Source organism: Tenacibaculum sp. (assembly GCF_048269885.1).
In the GTDB taxonomy this organism is placed as follows: domain Bacteria; phylum Bacteroidota; class Bacteroidia; order Flavobacteriales; family Flavobacteriaceae; genus Polaribacter.
The window spans coordinates 36988-62927 of sequence record NZ_JBLWTZ010000005.1; the positions used below are offsets into that span (position 1 = coordinate 36988).

The 25940-nt window shown below is 32.2% G+C and carries 22 protein-coding genes; 9 read left to right on the forward strand and 13 right to left on the reverse strand.

The window, feature by feature from the left end; translation table 11 throughout:
• Window positions 1–122 precede the first annotated feature (122 nt).
• On the reverse strand, window positions 123–968 hold the full coding sequence (locus ACN0WY_RS05325; RefSeq protein ID WP_417799732.1) for a transketolase: 846 nt from the start codon (window positions 966–968) through the stop codon (window positions 123–125).
• A 312-nt stretch (window positions 969–1280) separates the two neighbouring features.
• Here ACN0WY_RS05325 and ACN0WY_RS05330 point away from each other — a divergent pair, with 312 nt between their 5' ends.
• Entirely contained in the window at window positions 1281–2969 is a 1689-nt protein-coding gene (locus ACN0WY_RS05330) for a helix-turn-helix domain-containing protein (RefSeq protein WP_417799733.1), read from the forward strand.
• Here the strand turns inward: ACN0WY_RS05330 and ACN0WY_RS05335 are convergent.
• Window positions 2966–4150 carry an asparagine synthetase B gene (locus ACN0WY_RS05335; protein ID WP_330486827.1) on the reverse strand — a complete coding sequence of 395 codons (1185 nt, stop codon included), beginning with the start codon at window positions 4148–4150 and terminating at the stop codon, window positions 2966–2968. The two genes, ACN0WY_RS05330 and ACN0WY_RS05335, sit on opposite strands and share 4 nt — an antisense overlap.
• 147 nt (window positions 4151–4297) lie before the next feature.
• Window positions 4298–5812: a replicative DNA helicase gene (gene dnaB, locus ACN0WY_RS05340; protein ID WP_330486828.1), complete on the reverse strand. Its 1515-nt coding sequence runs from the start codon at window positions 5810–5812 to the stop codon at window positions 4298–4300.
• Window positions 5813–5939: 127 nt separating this feature from the next.
• Between dnaB and ACN0WY_RS05345 the strand changes: the two genes are divergently transcribed.
• From ACN0WY_RS05345 to lysA, 3 genes are all read left to right on the forward strand, one after another.
• The gene (locus tag ACN0WY_RS05345; RefSeq protein WP_417799734.1) at window positions 5940–7013 is read left to right on the forward strand and encodes a DUF3810 domain-containing protein; all 1074 of its coding nucleotides are present in this window, start codon (window positions 5940–5942) and stop codon (window positions 7011–7013) included.
• A 70-nt stretch (window positions 7014–7083) separates the two neighbouring features.
• Window positions 7084–8322 carry a peptidase T gene (gene pepT, locus ACN0WY_RS05350; protein WP_330486830.1) on the forward strand — a complete coding sequence of 413 codons (1239 nt, stop codon included), beginning with the start codon at window positions 7084–7086 and terminating at the stop codon, window positions 8320–8322.
• A 281-nt stretch (window positions 8323–8603) separates the two neighbouring features.
• Complete coding sequence (lysA, locus tag ACN0WY_RS05355) at window positions 8604–9809, forward strand: diaminopimelate decarboxylase (RefSeq protein ID WP_417799735.1); 1206 nt, start codon at window positions 8604–8606, stop codon at window positions 9807–9809.
• A gap of 245 nt (window positions 9810–10054) precedes the next feature.
• Here the strand turns inward: lysA and ACN0WY_RS05360 are convergent, their stop codons facing one another.
• The 4 genes from ACN0WY_RS05360 to rpsF all read right to left on the reverse strand — a co-directional run bounded on the left by ACN0WY_RS05360 (window position 10055) and on the right by rpsF (window position 14462).
• Entirely contained in the window at window positions 10055–13252 is a 3198-nt protein-coding gene (locus ACN0WY_RS05360; protein WP_417799736.1) for a TonB-dependent receptor, read from the reverse strand.
• A 106-nt stretch (window positions 13253–13358) separates the two neighbouring features.
• Window positions 13359–13805 carry a 50S ribosomal protein L9 gene (gene rplI / locus ACN0WY_RS05365; RefSeq protein ID WP_330486833.1) on the reverse strand — a complete coding sequence of 149 codons (447 nt, stop codon included), beginning with the start codon at window positions 13803–13805 and terminating at the stop codon, window positions 13359–13361.
• A gap of 15 nt (window positions 13806–13820) precedes the next feature.
• The gene (rpsR, locus tag ACN0WY_RS05370) at window positions 13821–14117 is read right to left on the reverse strand and encodes a 30S ribosomal protein S18 (RefSeq protein ID WP_028892048.1); all 297 of its coding nucleotides are present in this window, start codon (window positions 14115–14117) and stop codon (window positions 13821–13823) included.
• Between the two features lie 3 nt (window positions 14118–14120).
• Window positions 14121–14462, reverse strand: coding sequence for a 30S ribosomal protein S6 (rpsF, locus tag ACN0WY_RS05375; protein WP_330486834.1), 342 nt, complete (start codon window positions 14460–14462; stop codon window positions 14121–14123).
• 123 nt (window positions 14463–14585) lie between these two features.
• Between rpsF and ACN0WY_RS05380 the strand changes: the two genes are divergently transcribed.
• A complete protein-coding gene (locus tag ACN0WY_RS05380; RefSeq protein WP_330486835.1) occupies window positions 14586–15482 on the forward strand; it encodes a sterol desaturase family protein in 897 nt (298 codons plus the stop codon).
• A 13-nt stretch (window positions 15483–15495) separates the two neighbouring features.
• Here ACN0WY_RS05380 and ACN0WY_RS05385 read toward each other — a convergent pair whose 3' ends face one another.
• From ACN0WY_RS05385 to ACN0WY_RS05400, 4 genes are all read right to left on the reverse strand, one after another.
• Entirely contained in the window at window positions 15496–16566 is a 1071-nt protein-coding gene (locus ACN0WY_RS05385; RefSeq protein ID WP_417799737.1) for a hypothetical protein, read from the reverse strand.
• Between the two features lie 66 nt (window positions 16567–16632).
• A complete protein-coding gene (locus ACN0WY_RS05390; RefSeq protein WP_417799738.1) occupies window positions 16633–17415 on the reverse strand; it encodes a hypothetical protein in 783 nt (260 codons plus the stop codon).
• On the reverse strand, window positions 17402–17962 hold the full coding sequence (locus ACN0WY_RS05395; RefSeq protein ID WP_417799739.1) for an RNA polymerase sigma factor: 561 nt from the start codon (window positions 17960–17962) through the stop codon (window positions 17402–17404). Before ACN0WY_RS05395 ends, ACN0WY_RS05390 begins: the two co-directional genes overlap by 14 nt.
• 271 nt (window positions 17963–18233) lie before the next feature.
• Window positions 18234–19610: a TPM domain-containing protein gene (locus ACN0WY_RS05400; RefSeq protein ID WP_417799740.1), complete on the reverse strand. Its 1377-nt coding sequence runs from the start codon at window positions 19608–19610 to the stop codon at window positions 18234–18236.
• Window positions 19611–19764: 154 nt separating this feature from the next.
• On the opposite strand from ACN0WY_RS05400, the gene ACN0WY_RS05405 reads away from it, so the two are divergent.
• The 4 genes from ACN0WY_RS05405 to ACN0WY_RS05420 all read left to right on the forward strand — a co-directional run bounded on the left by ACN0WY_RS05405 (window position 19765) and on the right by ACN0WY_RS05420 (window position 24368).
• Window positions 19765–21981: a bifunctional (p)ppGpp synthetase/guanosine-3',5'-bis(diphosphate) 3'-pyrophosphohydrolase gene (locus ACN0WY_RS05405; RefSeq protein ID WP_330486840.1), complete on the forward strand. Its 2217-nt coding sequence runs from the start codon at window positions 19765–19767 to the stop codon at window positions 21979–21981.
• A 74-nt stretch (window positions 21982–22055) separates the two neighbouring features.
• A complete protein-coding gene (locus ACN0WY_RS05410) occupies window positions 22056–22505 on the forward strand; it encodes a Fur family transcriptional regulator (RefSeq protein WP_099214482.1) in 450 nt (149 codons plus the stop codon).
• A gap of 25 nt (window positions 22506–22530) precedes the next feature.
• Window positions 22531–23802: an adenylosuccinate synthase gene (locus tag ACN0WY_RS05415; RefSeq protein WP_330486841.1), complete on the forward strand. Its 1272-nt coding sequence runs from the start codon at window positions 22531–22533 to the stop codon at window positions 23800–23802.
• Window positions 23803–23834: 32 nt separating this feature from the next.
• Complete coding sequence (locus ACN0WY_RS05420) at window positions 23835–24368, forward strand: DUF1572 family protein (RefSeq protein WP_330486842.1); 534 nt, start codon at window positions 23835–23837, stop codon at window positions 24366–24368.
• Window positions 24369–24421: 53 nt separating this feature from the next.
• On the opposite strand, the gene ACN0WY_RS05425 is transcribed toward ACN0WY_RS05420, so the two are convergent.
• Both ACN0WY_RS05425 and ACN0WY_RS05430 read right to left on the reverse strand, forming a co-directional pair.
• Entirely contained in the window at window positions 24422–25141 is a 720-nt protein-coding gene (locus ACN0WY_RS05425; RefSeq protein ID WP_417799741.1) for an SCO family protein, read from the reverse strand.
• The gene (locus ACN0WY_RS05430; protein WP_417799742.1) at window positions 25138–25914 is read right to left on the reverse strand and encodes a formylglycine-generating enzyme family protein; all 777 of its coding nucleotides are present in this window, start codon (window positions 25912–25914) and stop codon (window positions 25138–25140) included. The genes ACN0WY_RS05425 and ACN0WY_RS05430 overlap by 4 nt, the downstream gene beginning before the upstream one ends.
• Between the last annotated feature and the right edge of the window lie 26 nt (window positions 25915–25940).

Here is a 25940-nt window from a genome sequence, read left to right on the forward strand (position 1 = left end):
TGAATATGATTACTGACGTAAATTTACGGTATTACTTACTTTTTTTTGTAAAGATTTTCATAAAATAAAAACGCCATTACGTAGTTTGTAATAGCGTTTTTAATATTGATTATAAAGTTTTCTTAGTAATCTCCTAAAGTTTCTGGATTTTGAGCTAAAGCAACCTCTAACTGTTCATCATTAGGTGCTTTACCATGCCATGCATGTGTATGCATCATAAAATCAACTCCATTCCCCATTTCTGTGCGTAATAATACACAAACTGGTTTTCCGTTACCTGTACGTGATTTTGCTTCTGCCATTCCTGTTAAAACAGCTTCTATATTATTTCCTTCTGTAATTTCTACTACATCCCAACCGAAAGCTTCAAATTTTGCTCTCAAGCTTCCCATAGCTAACACTTCATCTGTAGAACCATCAATTTGCTTTTCATTTACATCTACGGTAGAAATTAAATTATCAACCTTTTTAGCAGCTGCATACATTACCGCTTCCCAAATTTGACCTTCTTGTAACTCTCCATCACCATGTAATGAATATACCGTTTTGTTATCTCCGTTTAATTTTTTTGCTTGAGCTGCACCAATAGCAACACTCATACCTTGCCCTAACGATCCTGAAGCAATACGTACTCCTGGTAAATCCTCGTGTGTAGTTGGATGCCCTTGTAAACGAGAATCTAATTTTCTAAAAGTAGCTAACTCAGCTACGGGAAAAAACTCACTACGAGCTAAAACACTGTAATAAACTGGTGAAATATGACCATTAGATAAAAAGAACAAATCTTCATTTGTACCATCCATGGTAAAATCAGTAGAATACTCCATAATTTCTTGATACAAACAGGTAAGAAACTCTGCACATCCTAAAGAACCTCCAGGGTGTCCCGAATTTACAGCATGTACCATACGAACGATATCTCTACGAACTTGTTGTGTAAACTCTTGTAATTGTTGTGTTGTTGGCATTATTGTTTTGTTTTATGCCCACAAATGTAATTGATTATAAAAAAATGAGCAATTACTTTTTTATTTAAGTAAAAGAAAAAGGGTTCATATGAGTTAAGTTTTCTTTTTCGTTTAATTTTCCCTTTCTAATTGAATAATTACTGAACCCTTTATTTACGTGGTTCAAAGAACTTGTTTGTTTATTTGAAATACAAACAATGGTACACGGATTTTATAAAAAACGACTTTTAAAAACATATAAAAAACTCAATTACAGACACTTAATAAAAACATGTTTTTTTGGTATTTTTGCTTTCCAATTCGCTAATTTTTATGAAAAAGATACTTGTTTTACTTCATGTTATTGTACTAAGCTTAAAAGTGTATTCTCAAAACCATACAAAAAAAGACACTTTACTAGAGAAAAGTTTTGAAGAATTATCTGAGCTTTTTTATGCTAGTAAGCCTGATACATTAAAAGCAACCACTTATGCAAAAAAGTTTTTCTCTAAAGCGTTGAAAGAAAAAGATACTATACGAATGATGTCAGGAAAGTATTATTTGGCTGATATCCTAAATAATGAAAAAGTTTATTTAAATTTTTGTGACTCTCTAATAGACATAACAAAGAAAATACCAAACAAAAATTTCCCTGCTAATATATATATTAAAAAAGCAACTTTTTTATTCCATAAAAGACAAAATAGTAAAGCTTTGAAGGAGCTTATAAATGCGAATCAAATAATAGATAAACATAAAAATTTATATCTAAAAAATAAGGTATTATATTTAATGGGGACTATTTATAATTCCATAGGTCAAAAGAAAAAGGCTTTAAACTTATATAAACAAGTATATTATTTTGCTTTAAAAGAAAACCTGTTAGCAAAAGATGACTTCTTTTCTAGCCTCCTTATAAACTTGACAATAGAATACAGGAATCTTAATGAAATAGATTCTTCTTTACTATATAACAACCGGGCTGTTAGCCTATATAAAAAAATAAATGATAGTGTTAGTTTGGGGTATTCTTATTTCTCTCTAGGTCTTATATATCAAAAGAAAAAAGAACATGAAAAAGCTTTAAAATCTTATTTAAAATCTATACCTGCCATAAAAAATGATGAAAATTATAGAATACTGGCAAGTACATACACAAAAGTAGCTAAACTATATGATTCAATTGGTCTTTACAGCAAATCGCTAAAATACCATTTGAAAGCTGACTCTTTGTTTAGTGTTAGAAAAATTCCAAGTAGATTTTTGGAAGATTCCTACAAGTATTTAATTAACCAATACAAAAATAAAAATCTAAAAAAGCAACTACTTTATATAAATAAGCTACTAGAAGTAAAAGAGTTTAAATTAAATGAAAAAAATAAAGTGAATAAAACACTTATTGATGAATACGACATCCCAAACCTACTATCAGAAAAAAAACAGATCATAGAAAAACTAGAAAAAGAAATCAAGGAATCTAAAAAAAATAGAATAATTTATATTTCTTTATTGTTCCTTTCATTATTATTAATAGGATATCAAATTAAAAGGAAAAGAACTTTCAAAAAGCGTTTTATAGCATTAATTAATCAAAAAGAAACTATAAATAAAAAAGAAATACCACTTGTTTCTCCAATAACAAATAAACATGAAATTTCTAGTGAAACCATTAACATTATTATGAAAGGGCTTGAAGCTTTTGAAAAAAACACAGATTTTTTAAGCTCAAAGATAAACTTACAATTATTAGCTGATAGGTTAGATACTAATACTAGCTATTTATCAAAAATAATCAATCAACACAAAAAGAATTCTTTTTCTAATTATATAAATCAACTTAGAGTTGAATATGCTGTTGAAAAACTTAAAAATGATGTTTTGTGGAGAAAGTATACTATTAAAGCTATTGCACAAGAAGTCGGGTTTAAAAATGCAGAATCTTTTTCAAAAGCGTTCTATAAATTCACTGGTATAAAACCCTCGTATTTTATCAAGGAGTTAGAAAAATCTGAAAAAGATTAAGTCTTTTGTTTTTTCTTTTTAGCGGCAGGGAACAATACATTGTTTAATATTAAACGATATCCTGGCGAGGTTGGATGCAAATCTAATTCTGTTTTAGGATCTCCTACTCTATGCTGATAATCTTCGGGGTCGTGGCCTCCGTAAAAAGTAAACATTCCTTTTCCTTTGGTTCCGTGAATGTAACGTCCTTCTCTATTGGTTTTATTTTCTCCTAAAACAATAATAGTAGATTTTATAGTATTGGGGTCAAAAGATGTTGTTTGTCCCATAAACCCTTTCACTAACATGGTGTGATTTTGAGTAAGCATAGTCGGTACCTGATCCCATTTTGCAGAAAACTCTTTTAACACAAAATAATCTACTTCTTTTCTTATTCTTCGTTTACGAGTCATATCTATTGAAGAAAACTCATACGTAGTAGGATTTCGAATCAATTCAAAATCTTTAAAAGCAAAGGTTTTATTAAAATCTATTTTCGATTGATAATTAGGTTCTGAAGCATCACCATCAAACATTCCTTCACAAATGTCTACACCATCAGCTGCTAAAGCAATATCAAAACTATCGGTTGCAGAGCACATCGCAAACATAAACCCACCTCCTACTACATAATCACGAATTTTCTTCGCTACGGCTCCTTTTTCTTCTGATACTTTATTATACCCTAATTTCTTAGCTAAGGCTTCTGCATCTTTTTTTTGTTGAATGTACCAAGGTGCGGTTCTAAAAGCTCCATAAAAGCGTCCATATTGTCCTGTAAAGTCTTCATGATGTAAGTGTAACCACTCATAAAGTAACAATTTATCATTCAATACTTCTTCATCATAGATTACATCAAACGGAATTTCAGCATAGGTCAGTACCATCGTTACTGCATCATCCCACGGCATTTTATCTTTTGGTGAATACACCGCTATTTTGGGGGCTTTTTCTAACGTTACTGCTTCTTGGTTTTTAGATGGCGATGAAATTTCTTCTAAAATTAAGGCTGATTTAGCATCTGAAATAATTTGATAGGATACACCTCGTATTTTACATTCCTTTTCTACTGCTTCATTATTTTCAATTAAAAAAGCACCTCCATCATAATTTAACAACCATTTTGCCTTCAACCCATTTTCTATAGCATAGTATACAATACCATAGGCTTTTAAATGGTTTTTTTGATTTTCGTTACTCATCGGTACATAAATAAAAGATGCCCAAATGGTGTTTGAAAAAAGGAAAAATGTTAGTATGTAGAGAAATTGTTTCATATAAAAAACTAAAATACACAATTACTTTTTAGCAATTGTGTATTCAGTTATATTTTAAGTTTTATTTAAAGATTAAAACGGAACATCGTCATCACTTGGACCAAAAGCATCTTCTGGTGAAGCAAAGTTACTAGATGCTACTTCATCGTTAAATCCTGAGTTCATACTCGATTGGAATTCACTGCTAAACCCTTCTTCTAAATCTGAGAATTTTGCTAAGTGTCCTGTAAACTTCAAGCGAATATTATCCAATCCACCGTTACGGTGTTTTGCTACGATAAACTCTCCTTGTCCTTCACATGGCGAATGATCGTCGTCATCCCATTCGGTCATTCCATAGTATTCAGGACGATAAATAAATGATACAATATCAGCATCCTGCTCAATCGCTCCAGATTCACGAAGATCGGATAGTAACGGACGTTTACTTCCTCCACGGGTTTCAACCGCACGCGATAACTGAGAAAGTGCAATTACAGGTACATTCAATTCTTTACCTAGTGCTTTTAAGTTACGCGAAATCATCGAAATTTCTTGTTCACGGTTACCTCCTGCTCCACCTGCTGTCATTAACTGTAAGTAATCAATAATTAAGATTTTAACTCCGTGTTGCGATACCAAACGACGTGCTTTTGCACGTAAATCGAAAATAGATAGTGCTGGTGTATCATCAATAAATATAGGGGCGTCTGAAAGTCTCTTCACTTTTACGTTCAACTGCTCCCATTCGTGTGGTTCTAAGTTTCCTTTACGTAATTTTTCAGAAGTTAACCCTGTTTCCGAAGAAATCATACGGGTAATTAACTGTACCGATGACATCTCTAGTGAGAATAATGCTACTGGATGTCCGAAATCAATCGCCATATTTTTCGCCATCGATATTACGAAAGCGGTTTTACCCATACCGGGACGTGCTGCAATAATGATTAAATCGGTAGGTTGCCAACCTGAGGTTAATGCATCTAGTTTGGTAAATCCGGTTGCCAAACCACTCATTCCTTCTTTGGTTGAAATTTCTTGAATCTTATTAATTGATTGTTGTACTAACGAATCGGCTCTTTCGGCTCCTTTTTTAAGGTTTCCTTGTGTTACTTCAAATAATTTTCCCTCGGCATCATCTAACAAATCAAAAACATCAACAGTTTCGTCGTATGCATTTTCTATAATTTCTGATGAAATGGTAATTAGTTTGCGTTGGATAAACTTTTCTAGAATAATTCTAGAGTGAAATTCAATATGGGCAGATGAGGCTACTTTTTGAGTTAATCCAATTAAGTAAAAATCTCCTCCTGCTAAATCTAGCTTTCCATTTTTCTTTAACTGATTGGATACAGAAAGTAAATCAATAGGTTCAGAGTTTTGGAAAAGCGCATAAATGGCCGCATAAATTTCTTGATGCCTCTTATCATAAAAAGCTTCAGGATGTAAAATATCAATTACTTCATCAATCCCTTTTTTATCAATCATCATAGCCCCCAAAACAGCCTCTTCTAACTCTAGAGCCTGAGGTGGTAACTTCCCTTTTTCTAAGCTTATAATTCTAGCTTTATCTATTTTTGTTCCTTTGAGAGATTGGGTTCTTTCCATGACAGCAAATGTAATTTTTTAAGATGATATTTGTAGGCACTACACTCAAATTTCTTTATGCACATTTTTTGTAAATAAACTGTTATTAACTTGTTGATAACCTTATAACTTTCTTATTTTTGGAAGCATGCGCAGCGACAAAAAAAATATTTTAATTGCTTTATTATTGCCTATTCAAATAATTTTAGTGCAATTTTTAAGCCAAAAGCCTCTGTGGATAGAATCTTATTATAGCAATGGAGTATACCTGTATATTTCTCAATTCTTCAGAGCTATTCTTGGTTGGATTCCCTTTTCTGTTGGAGATATCATTGGTTTAATCGTATTGTTTCTTTTATTAAAATCTATCTATTTTTTAATAAAAAAACGATTTCAAAACTTCTTTTCTAAGGTCATAAATCTTACAGCAATACTGTCAATTATTTACGGTTGTTTTTATGTGTTTTGGGGATTAAATTACTTTAGAGAGCCTCTGGCTAAAAACCTCAAACTAAAGCAATCTAATTACACTACAGAAGCGCTTATTTCAACTACAAAACAAATTGTAACAGAACTCAACAAAATTCATTTACAGATAACAAAAAATGATTCTGTGGCAGTAATAGTTCCTTATACTCACAAGCAAATTTACAACTTAGCCCCCAACGGGTTTCAAGAGCTTTCTAAAACATACCCACAGTTAACCTATCAAACTGCCTCGGTAAAAAGTTCATTGGTTAGCTTATTTCAATCGTATAATGGTACATCTGGATATTTAAATCCAATAACCGGAGAAGCACAAGTAAATACTATGATTCCGAAAACGGGATATCCGGCAACTACCTGTCATGAAATGGCACATCAAATTGGATGGGCCGCAGAAAACGATGCTAATTTTGTAAGTTTTTTAGCCTCCACAGCCAACAAAGATTTATATTTTAAATATTCTGGGTATCGTATGGTCTATAATTACTGCATTGGTCAAGTTTACAAAAGAGATAAAGCAGCAGGTAAAGAAATTGCTGCAACAGTAAATAAAGGTATTTATAAAGATTACAAGGCTACCTATGTACACTGGAAGCAGTTTAAAAACCCAATTGAACCGTATTTGAAGAAAGGATATAATTCTTACCTTAAAGCCAATAATCAAGCTAAAGGAATTCAATCGTATAGTTATGTTGTCGATTTATTGATAGCCTATTTTAAAAAGATGGATTCTTAAAAATTTCATTGTATTTCAATTGACAAAATACATTAGAAATGGCTATTTTTGAGGCTTTAAAAATACTACAATGAACAAACAACATATAATCGACCGATTTGTAAAGTATGTAACTATTGATACTGAAAGTGATCCGAACAACCCTGCTTTTCCTAGTACTGAAAAACAATGGAATTTAGCAAAGGTTCTAGAAGAAGAACTAAAGGAAATAGGAATGGAAGATGTTGAATTAGATGAGAACTGTTATTTGATGGCAACGTTACCAAGTAATTTAGATTATGAAGTGCCAACTATTGGTTTTGTTGCTCATATTGATACGAGTCCTGATTTTACTGGCGCTAATGTTAGCCCTCAAATTCATGAAAATTACGACGGAAAAGATATCTTGTTAAACAAAGAAGAAAACATCGTTTTATCTCCTGATTATTTTGAAGACTTGTTACAATACAAAGGTCAGACTATTATTACTACTGACGGTACTACGTTATTAGGAGCTGATGACAAAGCTGGGGTTACTGAAATTGTTTCTGCAATGGAATACTTAATCCAACATCCAGAAATTAAACATGGAAACATCCGTATTTGCTTTACTCCTGATGAAGAAGTTGGTAAAGGAGCTCACATGTTTGATGTAGAAAAGTTTGGAGCTGAGTGGGCTTATACTATGGATGGAAGCCAAATAGGTGAGTTAGAGTACGAAAACTTTAACGCTGCCGGTGCTACAGTTACTATTCAAGGTAAAATTGTACATCCGGGGTATGCAAAAGGTAAAATGATTAATTCAATGCTTATTGCTAGTGAGTTTATCAATGCTTTACCTGAAGATGAAGTTCCTGAAAGAACAACGGGTTATGAAGGTTTCTTCCACTTACACCATATGGAAGGTAAAGTTGAACAAACAACATTGAGTTATATTATTAGAGATCATGATATGGATCAGTTCAACAACCGTAAAAAAGCAATGCTTGATTTAGCTGAAGTTTTAAATGCTAAACGTGGGCAAAAATTAGTTTCTGTTGAAATTAAAGATCAATATTTCAATATGAAAGAAAAAGTAACTCCTGTTATGCATATTGTTGATATTGCTGAAGAAGTAATGAAAGATATGGGAATTACTCCCTTAATTAAGCCTATTCGAGGTGGTACAGATGGTTCGCAATTATCTTATAAAGGCTTACCATGCCCTAACATTTTTGCTGGCGGACATAACTTCCATGGGCGTTACGAATACGTTCCTGCTGAAAGTATTGTAAAAGCCAGTGAAGTAATTGTTGGTATTGCTCAAAAAGTGGCGGTAAAATTTAAGTAATTTTCTTTCCTTTAATAAGCTCAAAAACTCTAGCTTTCGCTAGAGTTTTTTTATGATATTTTTACCCCTTTAAAAAAATATCATTCTGTTTGAAATAAATCCCCTTAATTTTATTTCGTAGCAAATATGATCTTTTTTACAAGATAATATTATAGGAAAATTCCCTTTTGCCTAGACGTAAAACCCCTAATTTCACAAAAAAACACAAATTTGTGAATTTCTTTCATTTTATTTTTTGTAATCGTCCACCTCTATACTTTTGCCGATAAATACTAAAGTAAATGAATAGACAAGACCTTTTAAAGCTAGCTGATAAGTATCAGTCTCCTTTGTATGTTTACGATACTGAAAAAATTATTTCTCAGTATAAAAAGATAACATCTGCTTTTTCTAAAGTAGAAAATGTAAAAATTAATTACGCAGTAAAAGCATTATCTAACATCAATATTCTAAAGGTTTTCAATACGCTTAACAGCGGTTTAGATACCGTTTCTATTCAAGAAGTTAACCTTGGTTTGTTGGCGGGGTTTGAACCTCACGAAATTATATACACTCCTAATGGAGTTTCTTTACAAGAAATAGAAGAAGTTGCTAAATTAGGCGTGCAAATTAATATCGACAATTTATCTATTTTAGAATTGTTTGGACAAAAACATCCTAAAATCCCTGTTTGCATTCGTATCAATCCACACGTAATGGCAGGTGGAAATAGCAAGATTTCTGTAGGGCATATTGATTCTAAGTTTGGAATATCTATCCACCAAGTCCCACACATAAAAAGAGTTGTTGAAAATACAGGGATGCATATCAATGGAATTCACATGCATACAGGCTCTGATATTTTAGATATTGATACTTTTATAAGAGCTACAGAAATTTTATTTGATGTTGCAAGACAATTTAAGGATATCGATTTTATTGATTTCGGTAGTGGATTTAAGGTTCCGTATAAAAAAGACGATATTTCAACTGACATAAATGAGTTGGGTAAAAAGCTATCTACACGATTTAATGAGTTTTGTAAGAACTACGGAAAAGAAGTTACCTTAATGTTTGAACCTGGTAAATTTTTAGTAAGTGAAGCAGGGTATTTTTTAGCAAAAGTGAATGTTATTAAGCAAACAACGTCAACTGTTTTCGCGGGTATAGATAGTGGTTTAAATCACCTAATACGTCCTATGTTTTACAACTCTTATCACTATATAGAAAATTTATCGAACCCAAAAGGAAGGGCACGATTTTACAGCATCGTAGGGTACATTTGTGAAACTGACACTTTTGGCTCTAATAGAAGGATTAATGAAATATCTGAAGATGACATATTATGTTTCCACAATGCAGGTGCCTATTGTTTCTCTATGGCTTCAAACTATAACTCAAGATATAGACCAGCCGAAGTTATGATTTACAAAGGAAAAGATTACTTAATTAGGAAGAGGGAAACGATGGAAGATCTTCTACGAAACCAAGAGAGTATTACACTATAGCTTAACATTTAAAAACTCTGACCTAGTAAGGTCAGAGTTTTTTTAAAATATAATCAACCCCTCAAAGACTATATTTTAAAACGTTGTAATTAAAGTCCCCTATCTTTATTTACATGTACAAATATCACTTATTTATTTTATAGTTTTCACAGGAAAACCCCCCTTTATTACAAAAAAGATAATTAAAAAACAAAAAAACCACTCAAAAAATGAGTGGTTTTTTACGTTTTTTTTATTCTTTACGATTAAAATATATAACGCAGTCCTATTTGCATTTGCCAACGAGAAAGTAAACTAGAATCGAAACCAAATGTTTTTGTTGAATTTGGTGTAAACGAATATATTGGTGCCTGTGAATAATCGGGAACATAATTTGCCGGATTGGTATTCGCAGGATTTACATCAGGAAATCTAACCCCTAAAGGTTGTAGGTTATTAGGTTGTTGTACAACTCCCCAATCAGAACTTAGTAAATTTCCTACATTTAAAATATCAAGACTTAATTGGATGGTATTTTGTTTTTCATTTGATACGTTAAAATTAAAATCTTGTAATATCTTTAAGTCCCACTTACCTCTCCAAGGTGCTAAAGCTCCATAACGCGCTACATATTCTCCTCTTCTTTCACTTAGGTAGTCGTCCTGTTGGATATAGCTTTCAAAGGCAGCTGCTTGAGCAGGATCATTAAATTGCATTTGATTGAGTTCAGAGCTTGTAGGTACATATAATAAATCATTTACAGTAGAACCATCATTATTAATATCTCCTCCGTAAGTGTAATTAAAACGTCCACCTTGAGCATATTCAAAAAATGTAGAAATAGTTGTAGCAAACTTATCTCCTCCGTAAGTGAACTTCTTAGACGCTACTCCTATAATTCTATGAGTGTCTCCATATTTAGAATATGATAAAACATCATTATTAGCATTTCCTACTACTGGATTAAAAGCAAAAGCATCTCCTGTAATTTCTGCTTCAATAGAGTTGACATCTTTAGCATTTAAGTAGTTATAGGCAACACTTGTATACAAGCCATTATCAAAAGTTTTTTGGAGCTTTACAGAAGCATTCCATACACGACCTTTGTCAGAATTGGTAAACACATAAGCATTATTTCCTTTATCACTTCCGTCATAAATTTCTCTATTATCAAATGGTGCATTTAAAGTAGCACTAGGTGCTCTTAGCCCCCAGTTTTGTACATGAGCTCCATTAATATCTTTTGTATATGAAACATCAGTAGTTGCTATAATTCCATTTTCAAACTTCCAGTCTAAGCCTAAGTTTGTTCTCCAAACTTGCGGAAATTTAAACTCAGGATCTACTAATTGGAAGAAACCATCATCAGCTCCACTTACTTGATTTCCAATCCATACAAAAGGTAAACGTCCTGTAAACACTCCAGAACCTCCACGAAGTTGCATCGTATTATCACCTTTTACATCCCAATTAAACCCTACTCTTGGTGAAATTAACCATTGGTTAGTAGGCATTTTAGTTGACAGTAATTGTTGTTCTTCTCCTGTATTAGGGTTGTAATATAAAACTGAATTATCTCTTGTTGCTCCATTATCAGTATCTATAAATTTTTGAATTAAACTAGAAGTATTAAAGTATAATGGTTTATCAAAACGAACCCCGTACGTTAACTTAAACCTATCTGTCATTTCCCATTCATCTTGTACGTAAAAGGCCAATTGACCTACATTTAATTCAGATAATTTCCAACCACCATCATTTCCATCTCCATTTGCGTTAAATGAATCGTAAGCATTTTGAGTAGCTGCTAAATACTGCTCTACTACTCCACCTGGTTGAGCTGCAGATAAAAAGGTTGCTACATCCGGATAGGGACTAAACAAGCCATAGTATGGAAAAATTCCGAAATTAAAAGACTCGTAATTTGTTAAGTTAAACGAATTTTCAAATTCAAATTGTTCAAATGAGAAGCCCACAGTATAGGTATGATCTCCTTTAAAAAAATTCATATTATTGGTCAACTGAAAAACTCGTTGATCTAACTTGTTATTAATAGAAAAAGGTTCGTGACCTGCTATGATATAATTACTACCATTACCGTCTTGTATGGTAATTACTGGTGCTGGTGCAGATAAGGGGTTTCTAAAATCATCAAAATGCGTATAGCCTATTTGTAATTTATTGGTTGTTGTTTCTGATAAGTTAGAGTTTAATTCTAACTGGAAAGAATTTAAGTTGTTATTAATTTCGTATCCTGAATTTTCAAATTGCAATGTAGAAAAACTCGGTCCTCTATTTCCTAAAGCTGTTGGATGTGCAGGAGTTTCTTTTGAAGCTCTTAAGAAATTATAAATTAATGCCAATCTATTTTTATCATTGATATTCCAATCTAATTTAAAAATTCCTTTGGTAGACTCAGAACCGTAGGTAAACGCTTCATAAGCTCCCGTATTATATCCTAAGGCTGCTAAAGCATCGCGAACTGCGATCATATCTGCTTCTAACACTCTTGATTCATTAATGGCACCACTTCCTGAGTTTGGTACCCAACCTGCTGTACCTAAATCTTCTCTGTCATCTTTTTCAAAGTTTGCAAAAAAGAATAATTTGTCCTTAATAATTGGACCTCCTAAGCTTGCTCCATATTGGCTTTGGCTTAACTTTGGTTTTACAACTTCTTCTCCTTTAATCTCCCCTCCGGTCATGTCTTGGTTTCTATAAAAACCATAAACTGTACCGGTAAACTCATTGGTACCACTTTTAGTTACCGCATCTACTGAAGCTCCTGTAAAACCAGATAAAGTAACATCGTATGGTGCAGTAGATACCGAAATTTGTTCAATTGCATCTAACGAAATTGGTTGTGAACCTGTTTGACCTCCTGGTGTTGGTGAATCTAAACCAAAAGGGTTGTTAAAAATAGATCCGTCTAAAGAAAAGTTGTTGAACTGGTCGTTTCTTCCTCCAAAAGAGTTTCCACTTGCAGTAGGTTCTAAACGCGTAAAATCTGCAGCGGAACGAGAAATAGTTGGTAAGGTTTTTAACTGAACAGCACTCACACTAGTTTGCGCTCCTGTTCTATCATTATTAAAAACTTTGCTTCCTGAAGAAGAAATAACAACTTCTTCCAATTGCTCACCATCTTCAGATAAAACACCATCAATATTAGTTGTTTTCCCTAAAGTTAAATAAACATTGGTTACTTCTTGCGATTCAAACCCTATATAGCTAAACGTTACTTTATATGGCCCTCCTACTCTCAGGTTTGGTATGGTGTATCGACCATTATCTTGAGCTACAGCTCCAGATATGGTACCTGTAGGCTCATGTAAAACAACAATGTTAGCACCAAACAATGGTACTCCCTGATTGTCTGTTACGGTTCCTTTTATTTTTGATGTAGTTACCTGGGAATAGATGGATAAACTCAAAAAAACAAAAGAAAAAATTAGTAATTTCTTCATAATAGTTCTGATTTTGTTTATATTACAACTCAAATTTAAGCATAAAAAAAATCCGCTCGACCGAGCGGATTTCTACTTTATTAACATGTATTTAACAATTTAGTTACTATTCAGCAACTACTTCAAATACGATGTCAGCTACAACAGTTCTGTGTAAACGTACAGCAGCGTTATATTTTCCTAATCTTTTTACGTTACCTCCAGTAACTTTGATAAATTTCTTTTCTACTTCAGTACCAGCCTTAGCTAATGCTTCAGCAACATCTATGTTGTTTACTGATCCGAATAATTTATCACCTGAACCTACTTTAGAAGCTATTTTAATTTCATATCCTTTAATAGTTTCCGCTACTTTGTTAGCATCTTCTATTAATTTAGCTTCTTTAAAAGCACGTTGCTTTAAGTTTTCTGCTAATACTTTTTTAGCTGAAGAAGTAGCTAAAATTGCATATCCTTGAGGTATTAGGTAGTTACGTCCATAACCATTTTTAACAGTTACGATATCGTCTTTAAAACCTAAGTTTTCTACGTCTTGTTTTAATATCAATTCCATGTTTCTACTTCTTTATTATTTTAACATATCTCCAACGTATGGCATTAAAGCTAAGTGACGTGCTCTTTTAATAGCTTGAGCCACTTTACGTTGATATTTTAATGATGTTCCTGTTAAACGTCTTGGTAAAATTTTACCTTGCTCGTTTACTAAATACATTAAGAAGTCTGCATCTTTGTAATCGATGTACTTAATACCGTTTTTCTTGAAACGACAGTATTTAGCTTCTTTTTTAGTTTCGATATCAAGCGGAGTTAAGTAACGTACTTCTCCTTGCTTATTTCCTTTTGCTTGTTGTTCTATAGATGCCATTTCTTACTTTTTTGCAGATTTAACACGTTCTCTTCTCTTTTCAGCCCAAGCTGCAGCATGCTTGTCTAACTTTACAGTTAAATAACGCATAACGCTATCGTCACGTCTAAACTCTAATTCAAACGGAGCGATTGCTTCACCTGCTACCTTGTACTCAAATAAGTGGTAAAATCCACTTTTCTTCTTTTCGATTGGATACGCTAATTTTTTTAAGCCCCAATCTTCTTTAGAAATCATTTCTGCACCTTTAGAAAGTAAGTAGTCCTCAAACTTCTTTACTGTTTCCTTTATCTGAGTTTCAGATAAAACGGGATTCAAAATGAAAACAGTTTCGTAATGATTCATAATTAAATTATTTAAAATTTATTTTTAAGCCTGCAAATATACTGCTTTTTACTCCATAAACAAACTCTTCGCTTTAAATAATTTCATGATTTTGTGTATGTTTGTAATTAAACGCCTTTATTTATGCATATTCCCGAAATTCCTAACTTAATTCACTACGCTATTCCATTCTTTGTAATAACAGTTATTATTGAAGCTATTGTAACTGTTACAATAAAAATGGACGATTATGAATTTAAAGATGCTCTTACATCCATAACAATGGGATTGGGGAATGTTTTTATAGGATTACTTAGCAAAGGGATCATTTTTGGTGTTTTTTTATTTCTATATCAATATCATCTGTTTACCATTCCGTTTACTTGGTGGTCGTGGATTATCTTATTATTTGCGGAAGATTTTGTCTATTATTGGAACCATAGAATAGCACATGAAAGCAGGCTGTTTTGGGCTAGCCATGTGGTGCATCACTCTTCTACCAAATACAATTTGAGTACTGCTCTACGACAAACTTGGTCTGGAAGCTTTTATACATTTATATTTTGGGCTCCCTTGGCTATTATTGGTTTTCACCCTTTAATGATACTCACACAAATGAGTATTAGCTTACTATACCAATACTGGATTCATACTGAATTGATTGATAAAATGCCTAAATGGTTTGAGGCAGTTTTTAACACCCCTAGCCATCATAGAGTTCATCATGCTACCAATCCACAATATTTAGATAGAAATCATGCAGGGATTTTTATTATTTGGGACAAACTCTTCGGGACTTTTGAACCAGAAGTTGAAAAGCCTGTGTATGGTTTGGTAACAAATATCAATACTTATAATCCTATAAAGATTGCTTTTATTGAATGGTATACTATGTTTACCGATGTGTTGAAAAGTAAGACTTCTGTTAGTAAAAAGCTTTTGTATTTTATCAAACCTCCGGGATGGAAACACGATGGAACGGGAAAACTTTCTACCGATTTACGGAAACAATGGGAAGAAAATAGAAAAGGAGAAGTTTAAACTTCTCCTTTTATTAATTAATATCAAATCGAAGACCTAATGAAATATTTCTCGTATCAGTATTTTTGAACAAAGGATTTAAATCGTATTTAGCATACAATCCAATACCTTGATAAGCTACATAAGCACTTAGTCCGTAGTTAAATTTGTTCATATTAAAATTATTCTTCTGAACTTCCTCAACAGTAACTCCTTCTGCATTTTTATACTCTAAGTATTGGCGGGTTCCTAATTTGAAACCCAAAAAACCACCTATTCCAATTTGAAAGCTTTGATGTGTTCTGTCTACAATTTCTCCATCGGAATATTTTTTATTTTTAGAAAAATCAAACTCTAAATGCATTGGAAAGGTCATTTGCACATGTCGCAACCTGCTTTCAGAAAGTTGTTCTGGATGCATACTTAAGGTTGTTTCATTTCCATTTACAGTGTGATAGTGATTGTTTTTGGCTCTTAAATTATTCCACAGAAAAGAAAAACCATATTTAAAATATGTTTTTGATGGTTCTTTTGATAAGCGTGTTTTCCAAGTAAAACCTAATTCATAAAAATGCGATTGCCAAAATTTGTAGTCTGAATCGTCTAAAGAACTTAATTTACTATCTGTCAATGTATTATTTACTCCTAAAGCAAAAACAAATTGTGTTGTGGTTCTTTTTCTTCTTCTTTTCTTTTCTCTTTCAACTTCATCTTCTTCATTGTCAGAAAAATTTAGTCTGAACTTAAATTTTGCTATTTCAAAAGTTTGCTCTCGTGATTCTTGTTCATTGCTAAATATTTTACCGTCAATTTTGTCTTGTACCAATTGTTGTAGTTTTTGTTCCTGAAAACTAACTTTTTTCTCTATTTGAGCTGCATGGTAGGCTGCTGCTTCTTTTTTTAATGTTGTTGCTTCATCAAATGTTATTTTATTCTTTTCTAATTTTGTATTAATCTCTTTTACTCTCATCTTTAAAGAGTCTTTTTGCTGCTTAGTAATACTATCAATACTCATTGATATTTTCTTTACTTCTTTCTCAAATATTTTTTCTTGAGATTGGGCAATAGTTGTTACAAACAACACTAATAATAGTATTCTTTTCATTTTAATAATTTTAAATTAAATTGATAATAATTTGGAATGGTTAATTATCGATAATTAATAAGCGCTTTATTTGTTTCTATCAACAATTGCTACAGCAATATCTGATATTTTTGATTTTAGTTTTTGCATAAAGTCTCCTTTAAACTCTTCATCATCAATCGTTCTTTCAACTTCTGCTAAAATAATATTTGGGTCTATTTTTAAGTTTGACTTTTTCAACTCATCTTCAATAGTTTTTAACACATCTTCTCGCTTTACTTTATTTTTCGCATAGTATTCTTTAACCTCTTCAGAACTATGTGTTACTGCAAATAGTAAGTCATCACTATTTACCCTAACTCTTGAATTAAACTCTTTCTTCTTTGTTACTAGTGGCTTATCTAACTTTGCTACTACCTCCTCTTCTTTTGGCAGTTCTTTATTTTGTATCTTTTTAAAGATTATATCTTTTTCTTTTAAGGTAGAATTCTTAGTTGTGGTAATCTTTTTCTTCTTTTTAAGCAATTGCTTTTCTTGTTGGTTTTCTTCTATTTCCACTACAGCTTCGTCAGTATTTCTAAGAAACTTTTCTATGCCTTTAGTATTAATTTTTAAGGTATCAATTGGAGTAGTAACGATAACTTCTTCTATCGTTTCTTTTGACTCTGAACCTGTAAAATATAGAGCTACAAAGCTTATTAACAAAGCCAAACTAGCTGCATAACCTACATATAAAAACCAGTTCCTTTTCTTTGCTGCTTTCTCATTATCTAAACGAGCCTCTAACCTTTCCCAAGCTGAATGGGATGGGGTAAGTTCTCTGTTTTTTAGCTTTCCTGCTATTTGTTTATCTATATTATTGCTTGACATTTCTTACTAAATTAATTTTCTCGTAACTAGCTTGTAAGCATTTACGAGCTTTAAATAATTGTGACTTTGAGGTACTTTCAGAAATTTGTAATTTTTCTGCAATCTCTGAATGTTTATATCCTTCAATAGCATATAAATTAAAAACTAACTTATACCCTTCAGGTAACTCATCTATTAACTTTTGTATATCTGCTACCGATGTGTTTTCAAGGCTTTCTGTTGCAGCATCATTAAAAACAAAGTCTTCATCCGATACTTGAACAGGATTCTTTTTTCGTAAATAACTTATACAAGTATTTACCATAATTCTACGAATCCAACCTTCAAAACTTCCTGTTCCTTTAAATTTTTCAATATTGGTAAAAACTTTAAAAAAACCTTGCAACATTAAATCTTCTGCATGATGTAAATCGTTAACATACTGCCTACAAACTCCTAACATTTTTGGAGAATACTGCTCAAATATTTGTTGCTGAGCTTCTCTACTCTGTTCTTTTGCTTGTTTGATAAGTGAAGCTTCTTTGTTATGTAATGAAATAATTTTCAAATCAATAGTTACGGTTTTATCGCCTTACAAATATAAAGACTACTGGATTTGAAAAAAGGTTGCCTGAAGAATAAAAAAACCTCCGAACTTGTTACAAGACCGGAGGTTCAAATACCATAATTAAATGATATTTCAGGGGGACTAGTTCTTTTGAGTCTCCTCTGAATTATGCTGCAAAGTTATGCTATATCTACAAATATTTTCACAGGAAAAAGCCTAGATGTTTTTAACCTTTTGAACTTATTTATATCCTAAACACGAGTAAATATCTTTACCAACTTACTCCTGCTCCACCTCCACCAGAACTACCTCCTCCAAAACTTGAAGAAGATGAGGAAGAAGAAGACCAAGAAGATCCTCCTGAACTACCAGAAGAAGAAGTACTACTTCTTTCTAATCTTGGAATTATTATTATTTTACTTTCTTTATAATTACAATTTTTACACAAATAATCTTCTTGTTTTTCACCACTAGAATCGTACGTTGCTCTACGTATAATTTTCGTACCAATTCTTCCATAGGTTTTATAACCACATTCTTTACAGTTTGTATACTTCCTACTAGAACCTTCATATGCTAAAATTAAAATGTCACTTTCATCTTCTGTTACCCATACATCATATTCTTTTGATTGAATTTTTTCTTCAAGAATTTGAGCTTTTTCTAAAAAACTGTTTTCACTCCACTCCTCTTTTAAATAAAGTTGTTTTCCGTTCTTTTTACTAAAACGAGGATAAAACCTATATCGTTTAAGCTTAGATTTCACGTATCTATTAATAAAATAAAGTGGCAATGGAAATAAGAAAAGCAAACAACCTAAACCTAGCTTATTCATGTCTTGGTATTTATCGTAGAGGTCTTCTTTAGATCTATCTATTGATGTTGCTTTTATACTAAACCAACCTCCTATAAACAAACTAAAAACAGCATAAAAAGTTAAGTAAATAAGAAAAGGACCTTTACTTGTTTTTGTCTCTTCATAATAATTAATGTCTTGTCCAAAAATTTCATCAATGATTTCAGGTTTATTAATGATTTCTTGAACTCTAGAAACAGCAGATAATAATCCTTTACCAAACTCTCCTTCTTTAAAGTATGGTACAATTTCATCTGTTCCTATCCTGTGACAAACAATATCAGTTAAAACAGGTTCTAAGCCATACCCAACTTCAAACGCTGTTCTTCGTTGGTCTATTACCGTTAAAATAAGTAATCCATTATCGGTTTCTTTATCACCAATACCCCATTCTTCAAACAATTTAACCGCAAAATTTTTAGGTACTTCTTTTCCTATACTTTTAAGAATAACAATAGCTACTTGTGCTGTTGTATTTTGTTCAATCTCCCAAAGCTTTAAGTTTAATTGTTGTTCTTCAATTTCATTTATGTAATTATTAGGATCTGATATAAACCCATTAGCTCCATTCTTTTTAGGGTTTGGTACTTCTTTAACCAAATAAACCTCTTTTTGAATATATTTTGGAGGAATAAAACTATCAGGATAGTTTAATTGAGCTTTTTCTTCTTTTTTTACTTCTCCTTGTTGCGATGCTGTTACAACAAGCTCTTCTTCAACAATCTCCTGAAAGCTATACATTTGAAAAACAACAAATAACAACAGGCAATTCAATACATACTTTTTCATCATTTATATTTTCAATTTTTTTTCTAGTTCACTGTTTTTTTTTATTGCAGGTAAAAGTAATAAGTTTACGTTAAACATTTCTTTACAAAACTTGCCCAATATAATTCTTTGTACTACTTTTATTTTAAACCTAAATAAGCAAAAGAGTTTTTATTATATGAATTATAATGTAACGATAGAAGAGGAAAACAAAGAGATAGCCAACAGGTATAAAAACTTATTAAAAGGAACATATCAAACATTATCGGAAGAGGATAAAAAATTGATACGTAAAGCTTTTGACATTGCTGTAGAAGCACATTCTGAACAACGCAGAAAATCAGGAGAACCTTATATTTATCACCCTATAGCTGTTGCTAAAATAGTTGCAGATGAAATTGGTTTAGGAGCAACCTCTATTGCTGCTGCTCTATTACACGATGTTGTTGAAGATACGCACTATACGTTGGATGATATGGAGCGCTTATTTGGGGAAAATATCGCTCGTATTGTAAGTGGATTGACTAAAATATCAAACCTAAAACAAGAGCAAGACTATTCAATTCAAGCAGAGAATTTTAGAAAGATGTTACTTACGTTACATGATGACGTTAGAGTAATACTTATTAAAATTGCCGATAGACTGCACAATATGCAAACTATGGATTCTATGCCGCCTCACAAGCAGGTAAAAATAGCCTCTGAAACCTTGTATATTTATGCTCCTCTTGCCCATCGTTTAGGACTGTATAATATTAAAACTGAGCTTGAAGATCTTGGGTTAAAATACACAGAACCTGATGTATATAGAGATATTGCCAATAAGATAAAAGAAAGTAAAGAAGACCAACAAAAATATATTGATAGCTTTACTAGTGTTTTAAAAGAAGCTTTAAACAAAGAAGGATTTGCTTATGAAATAAAAGGACGTTTTAAATCTATTTTTTCTATCCGTAGAAAAATGCGTAAACAAAACGTAACTTTTGATGAAGTGTACGACAAATTTGCCATTCGTATTATATACAAACCCACTTCTGACGATGAAAAGTTTGATGCTTGGAAAATATATTCTATCGTTACCGATTTCTTTAAACCCAACCCTGCCAGATTAAGAGATTGGATTTCTCAGCCAAAATCAACTGGGTATGAGGCATTGCACATTACTGTTATTGGTCCTCAAGCTAAATGGGTAGAAGTTCAAATCCGTTCCGAAAGAATGGATGAAATAGCCGAAAAAGGTTATGCAGCTCACTTTAAATATAAACAAGGATCTGTTAAAGAAAATGGTTTAGAAGGATGGTTAAATCGCTTGAAAGAAAGTTTAGAAAACCAAAGTTTAGATGCTGTAGATTTTGTTGAAGATTTTAAACTGAACCTTTATGCCAAAGAAATTTATGTATTTACTCCTAAAGGAGATTTAAAATCGCTTCCTAAAGGAGCTTCGGCGTTAGATTTTGCCTTCTCAGTGCATACCGATGTCGGTTTAAAATGTCGTGGAGCAAAAGTAAATGGAAAGTTAGTTCCGCTAAGTCACGGGTTAAAAAGTGGCGATCAAGTAGAAGTACTTACGGCGTCAAATAACAAGCCTAATGTACGATGGTTAGATTTTGTGATTACTGCCAGAGCTCGTGCTAAAATTAAATCGGCCTTAAAAGCAGAAGAAAAGAAAATAGCGGAAGAAGGAAAAGCCATTTTACAACGAAAATTACGCCATTTAAAAATCAATTCTAGTGAAAAAATCATTCATGAATTGGCTAGTTATTTTGGACTAAAAACGAGCTTCGATTTATTTTATAGAGTGGGTAATGGAGCCATAGACAACACGCAACTTAAAGACTTTGTTGCTCAGAGAAGCAATCGTTTCATGGGTTTCATTAAAAACACTTTTAGACGTTCTCCTTCCAAAGAAATATCAGAAAAAGAAGAGGTTACCAACAAATACGATGCTTTAGTGTTTGGTAAAGAAGAACAAACATTAGATTATACTTTAGCTAAATGTTGTTCCCCTATTCCTGGTGATAAAGTTTTTGGCTTTGTTACAATTAATGAAGGTATTAAAGTACACAAAAACGATTGTCCGAATGCTATTTCGTTACAATCAAACTATGCTTATAGAATCATGCCTGCCAAATGGATTGATTCTACCAAGCAAGAGTTTACGGCTATTTTGCATCTTTCAGGAATAGATAATAAAGGAATTGTTAACAACATTACGAAAATCATTTCTAACAGTATGGATGTGTTTATTCACAGCATCAATATCTCTGGAGATGATGGTGTTTTTGACGGAAAACTCTCGTTAAGTGTAAAAAATAAAAACCAACTTGATAAATTAATTAACAACATGAAACAAGTGGAAGGCGTTCAAAAAGTTGAACGCGTTAATACTTTGTAAATTTCGTATTTAACATCCTTGTATTTTATCAAGAAATAAACGTAAATTTGTCCTTTCGTAAAATTTAAATATAAATGAGTAATTCAGCCGAAAATCAAGAAATTGTAAAAAAAGTATTCACTTCTTTTTTAGAAGAGAATAAGCATCGTAAAACACCAGAACGCTACGCTATTTTACAAGAGATTTATGATGCTGATGAACATTTTGATATTGAATCTTTATATATTAAAATGAAAAACAAAAACTATCGTGTTAGTAGGGCTACCTTATACAATACGATGGATTTATTATTAGATTGCGGGTTGGTTCGTAAACACCAGTTTGACGGACAATCGATGGCGCGTTACGAAAAAAGTTACTTCGATAAAAACCACGACCATGTGATACTTACTGATAGTGGCGAAGTAAAAGAGTTTTGTGACCCAAGAATTCAAATCATCAAAAAAACAATTGAAGATGTTTTTGATATAGACATTCACAATCACTCGCTTTATTTCTACGGAACAAAAAGAAACAACAAATAAAACACAACACTTAACAACACACTAAATGGCAGTAGATTTATTACTCGGACTACAATGGGGAGACGAAGGAAAAGGTAAGATTGTAGACGTTTTAACAAAAAACTACGATATAATCGCGCGTTTTCAAGGAGGCCCAAATGCTGGTCATACCCTAATTTTTGATGGAAACAAACATGTATTACACACCATTCCTTCAGGAATTTTTCATAAAACAGCTTTAAACGTAGTAGGTAATGGAGTGGTTATTGACCCTGTTATCTTTAAAAAAGAATTAGAAAACTTAGATAAACATAACATTGATTATACTTCTAAATTATTAATTTCTCGTAAAGCACATTTAATTTTACCAACTCACCGATTATTAGACGCGGCTTCTGAAACTTCAAAAGGAAAAGCAAAAATCGGATCTACTTTAAAAGGAATTGGGCCTACTTATATGGACAAAACAGGTAGAAATGGAATGCGTGTTGGTGATTTAGAATTAGATAACTGGAAAGAAAAATATAGAGCTTTAACTGAAAAACATTTAAGTATGTTAGCCTACTTTAATGTTCAAATCGATTACGATTTAGATGAGTTAGAAGCTGAGTTTTCTAGAGGGATTGAAAAATTAAAAACATTACAGTTTATTGATTCTGAAGAGTTTTTAAACAACGCTATTAAAGAAGGGAAAACTATTTTAGCTGAAGGAGCTCAAGGATCGTTATTAGATATTGATTTTGGAACCTATCCATTCGTAACTTCATCTAACACTACCGCTGCTGGTGCTTGTACTGGTTTAGGAGTTGCTCCTAACAGAATTGGTGAAGTTTTCGGTATTTTCAAGGCTTATACTACTCGTGTAGGTTCTGGACCTTTCCCTACTGAATTATTTGACGAAGATGGAGCTACTATGGCGAAAGTTGGTCATGAATTTGGAGCTACAACTGGACGTGCTCGTCGTTGTGGATGGTTGGATTTAGTTGCGTTAAAATATGCTGTTGATGTAAACGGTGTTACGCAATTAATGATGATGAAAGGTGATGTATTATCTGGTTTCGATACCTTAAAAGTTTGTACTTCTTACAACTATAAAGGAGAAGAAATTTCGCACTTACCTTATAATATTGAGCCAGAAAATGTAAGTGTAAATTATACAGAATTCAAAGGTTGGGAAGATGATTTAACAAAAATGACTTCTGCCGATGATTTGCCTCAAAACTTATTAGACTACATTGCGTTTATTGAAAAAGAAACGGGTGTACCTGTAAAAATAGTTTCTGTAGGACCTGATAGAAAACAAACTATTAATAGATAAAATTTAAAGGAGCTCAATAGAGCTCCTTTTTTATGATGGTAAAAGAATACTTAGAGAATATCACTGCCCAATTTACATCGTATAAAGAAGTAGCTGATAAAACAATTGCTCAACTAGAAGAAAAAGACTTACACTGGAAATACAATGAAGAAAGTAACAGCATTGCTGCTATTATTGTTCATGTATCTGAAAACATGTTATCGCGTTGGACGGACTTTTTTACTTCTGATGGAGAAAAAGAGTGGAGAGATAGAGATGCTGAGTTTGAAACTCATGATTTATCAAAAAAAGAATTGATTGCTCAATGGGAAAAGGGTTGGAACTGTCTTTTTACTGCTTTAGATTCATTAAATGAAGAAAACTTCAATCAGCCTATTCTCATCAGAAATAAACAAGTTAAGTTACTTGAAAGCATTACGAGGCAAATAGCTCACTTTCCCTATCACATTGGTCAAATTGCTTATGTAGGTAAGATGATTTTAAACGACAAATGGCAAACCGCTTCTATAGCTAAAGGAAAATCTAAAGAGTTTATACAGGCTCAATTTGAAAAAAACAACTCATAAAAAAACGTCTTTTAAATTTTTAAAAGACGTTTTTAATAGGAAACATATGGCAACTAATTTTTTACTGTTTCCAAAATACTCGCTATAGTTTCTTTATTATCTACACCTAAACCTTCTTGTTGGTGCACTAACTCCCCTTCCGGATTAAACACACTTATAATATTTGAGTGTGAAAAATCTAATGGAGAAATTTGTTTGTATTTCACAGCCAGTACATTGGCAAACTCTCTAACAGATTCTTCGGTACCTTGTAAAAAAGTCCAATGCTCATCATCCATAAAGTTTTCTTTCGCAAAAGCTTTTAATCGTTCTGGGGTATCGTTTTTAGGATCTATACTAATTAAAACATATTGTAAGTCTTCGTTATATTCTTTAGGTATTTTAGCCTCAATATTACGCATATCAGCAACCAACCTGGGGCAAGCTGCTTTACACGTCGTATAAATCATGACCATTACCAGCGTTTTTCCTCTTAAATCTTCTAAATGAATCGTTTTATTTTCTTCAGTTTTCCATTCTGATGCTAAATTGAATATAGAACTTTCAGAGATATCAGTAGCTAAAGCTAACTCTTTAGCCTCTTTTTGATCTTTCTGTGTTAAATCCATTTTACAAATAGGACAACTTCCTTCTTCTGTATATGTTTTGTCTCCCTCACAAAACATCGGACATTCATATACAGTTGCTAAATTTGTGTTGCTTTTTTCTTTTTTACAAGAACTTACTAACGTAATTGAAAAAAGAAGTATCGTTATATATTTTACTACTTTCATTGTGCTATATTTTTATCTTTTACACATCTAAAACCTAAGTTTCGCATCGTGTATTTAGCTTTTAAACTTCCACGGGTAGCATACCGCATAAAAGCTGCATAATTCATTAAATCTGTTGACCCTACTGCTGCACTACCACAAAACAAATTGCTATCGTTATCAACATCTTTTCTAGATTCTCCCGATACCAATACTGAATTAAAATCAGAGGTCCATTCCCAAACCAATCCGTGCATATCATACACCCCCCAATAGTTTTTAAATGTTGACCCTATAACATTAGTAAATGTTCTTGGTTTTTCATACCAACTTAAAATGTATTCATTGTAGGTTTTTAAAGTTCTTGCATCTTGTAATTTCTGATTAGCCATTCCAACATATTCCCATTCATCTACAGTAGGTAATCGTTTTCCTTGCTTTTCACAATAACATTTTGCAGCAAACCATGAAACATTCGTAACTGGCGATTTTAAACTAAGCTTCTCTCCTATTTCTGCATCATTTTTCCAATTAATCAGGTAACTTTTATCTGCAAAAAGTTTAATTACTTTAGATTTTCTCCACTTTGGGTTTTCTTTTACAAACTGTAAAAAATCTTCATTGGTTACAGGGTATATATCTATTAAAAAATCTTGAATCGTAACTCTTGCTGAATCTCTTCCATACAAAGGAATATAACTCCCTCCTTTAATAGGAACCATTTTAGATTGACAATTCATATGGGAAATGCCTAAGAAAAATATACAAATTGTCAATCTTAAAATAGTTTTCATTTCTTATAGTTTAACGTTTAACTACA

What these genes read in the sequence shown, in the direction of transcription:
- ACN0WY_RS05325 (WP_417799732.1), bottom strand. Translation starts at nt 968, where the DNA reads ATGCCAACAACACAACAATTACAAGAGTTTACACAACAAGTTCGTAGA.
- ACN0WY_RS05330 (WP_417799733.1), top strand. Translation starts at nt 1,281, where the DNA reads ATGAAAAAGATACTTGTTTTACTTCATGTTATTGTACTAAGCTTAAAA.
- ACN0WY_RS05335 (WP_330486827.1), bottom strand. Translation starts at nt 4,150, where the DNA reads ATGAGTAACGAAAATCAAAAAAACCATTTAAAAGCCTATGGTATTGTA.
- dnaB (WP_330486828.1), bottom strand. Translation starts at nt 5,812, where the DNA reads ATGGAAAGAACCCAATCTCTCAAAGGAACAAAAATAGATAAAGCTAGA.
- ACN0WY_RS05345 (WP_417799734.1), top strand. Translation starts at nt 5,940, where the DNA reads ATGCGCAGCGACAAAAAAAATATTTTAATTGCTTTATTATTGCCTATT.
- pepT (WP_330486830.1), top strand. Translation starts at nt 7,084, where the DNA reads ATGAACAAACAACATATAATCGACCGATTTGTAAAGTATGTAACTATT.
- lysA (WP_417799735.1), top strand. Translation starts at nt 8,604, where the DNA reads ATGAATAGACAAGACCTTTTAAAGCTAGCTGATAAGTATCAGTCTCCT.
- ACN0WY_RS05360 (WP_417799736.1), bottom strand. Translation starts at nt 13,252, where the DNA reads ATGAAGAAATTACTAATTTTTTCTTTTGTTTTTTTGAGTTTATCCATC.
- rplI (WP_330486833.1), bottom strand. Translation starts at nt 13,805, where the DNA reads ATGGAATTGATATTAAAACAAGACGTAGAAAACTTAGGTTTTAAAGAC.
- rpsR (WP_028892048.1), bottom strand. Translation starts at nt 14,117, where the DNA reads ATGGCATCTATAGAACAACAAGCAAAAGGAAATAAGCAAGGAGAAGTA.
- rpsF (WP_330486834.1), bottom strand. Translation starts at nt 14,462, where the DNA reads ATGAATCATTACGAAACTGTTTTCATTTTGAATCCCGTTTTATCTGAA.
- ACN0WY_RS05380 (WP_330486835.1), top strand. Translation starts at nt 14,586, where the DNA reads ATGCATATTCCCGAAATTCCTAACTTAATTCACTACGCTATTCCATTC.
- ACN0WY_RS05385 (WP_417799737.1), bottom strand. Translation starts at nt 16,566, where the DNA reads ATGAAAAGAATACTATTATTAGTGTTGTTTGTAACAACTATTGCCCAA.
- ACN0WY_RS05390 (WP_417799738.1), bottom strand. Translation starts at nt 17,415, where the DNA reads ATGTCAAGCAATAATATAGATAAACAAATAGCAGGAAAGCTAAAAAAC.
- ACN0WY_RS05400 (WP_417799740.1), bottom strand. Translation starts at nt 19,610, where the DNA reads ATGATGAAAAAGTATGTATTGAATTGCCTGTTGTTATTTGTTGTTTTT.
- ACN0WY_RS05405 (WP_330486840.1), top strand. Translation starts at nt 19,765, where the DNA reads ATGAATTATAATGTAACGATAGAAGAGGAAAACAAAGAGATAGCCAAC.
- ACN0WY_RS05410 (WP_099214482.1), top strand. Translation starts at nt 22,056, where the DNA reads ATGAGTAATTCAGCCGAAAATCAAGAAATTGTAAAAAAAGTATTCACT.
- ACN0WY_RS05415 (WP_330486841.1), top strand. Translation starts at nt 22,531, where the DNA reads ATGGCAGTAGATTTATTACTCGGACTACAATGGGGAGACGAAGGAAAA.
- ACN0WY_RS05420 (WP_330486842.1), top strand. Translation starts at nt 23,835, where the DNA reads ATGATGGTAAAAGAATACTTAGAGAATATCACTGCCCAATTTACATCG.
- ACN0WY_RS05425 (WP_417799741.1), bottom strand. Translation starts at nt 25,141, where the DNA reads ATGAAAGTAGTAAAATATATAACGATACTTCTTTTTTCAATTACGTTA.
- ACN0WY_RS05430 (WP_417799742.1), bottom strand. Translation starts at nt 25,914, where the DNA reads ATGAAAACTATTTTAAGATTGACAATTTGTATATTTTTCTTAGGCATT.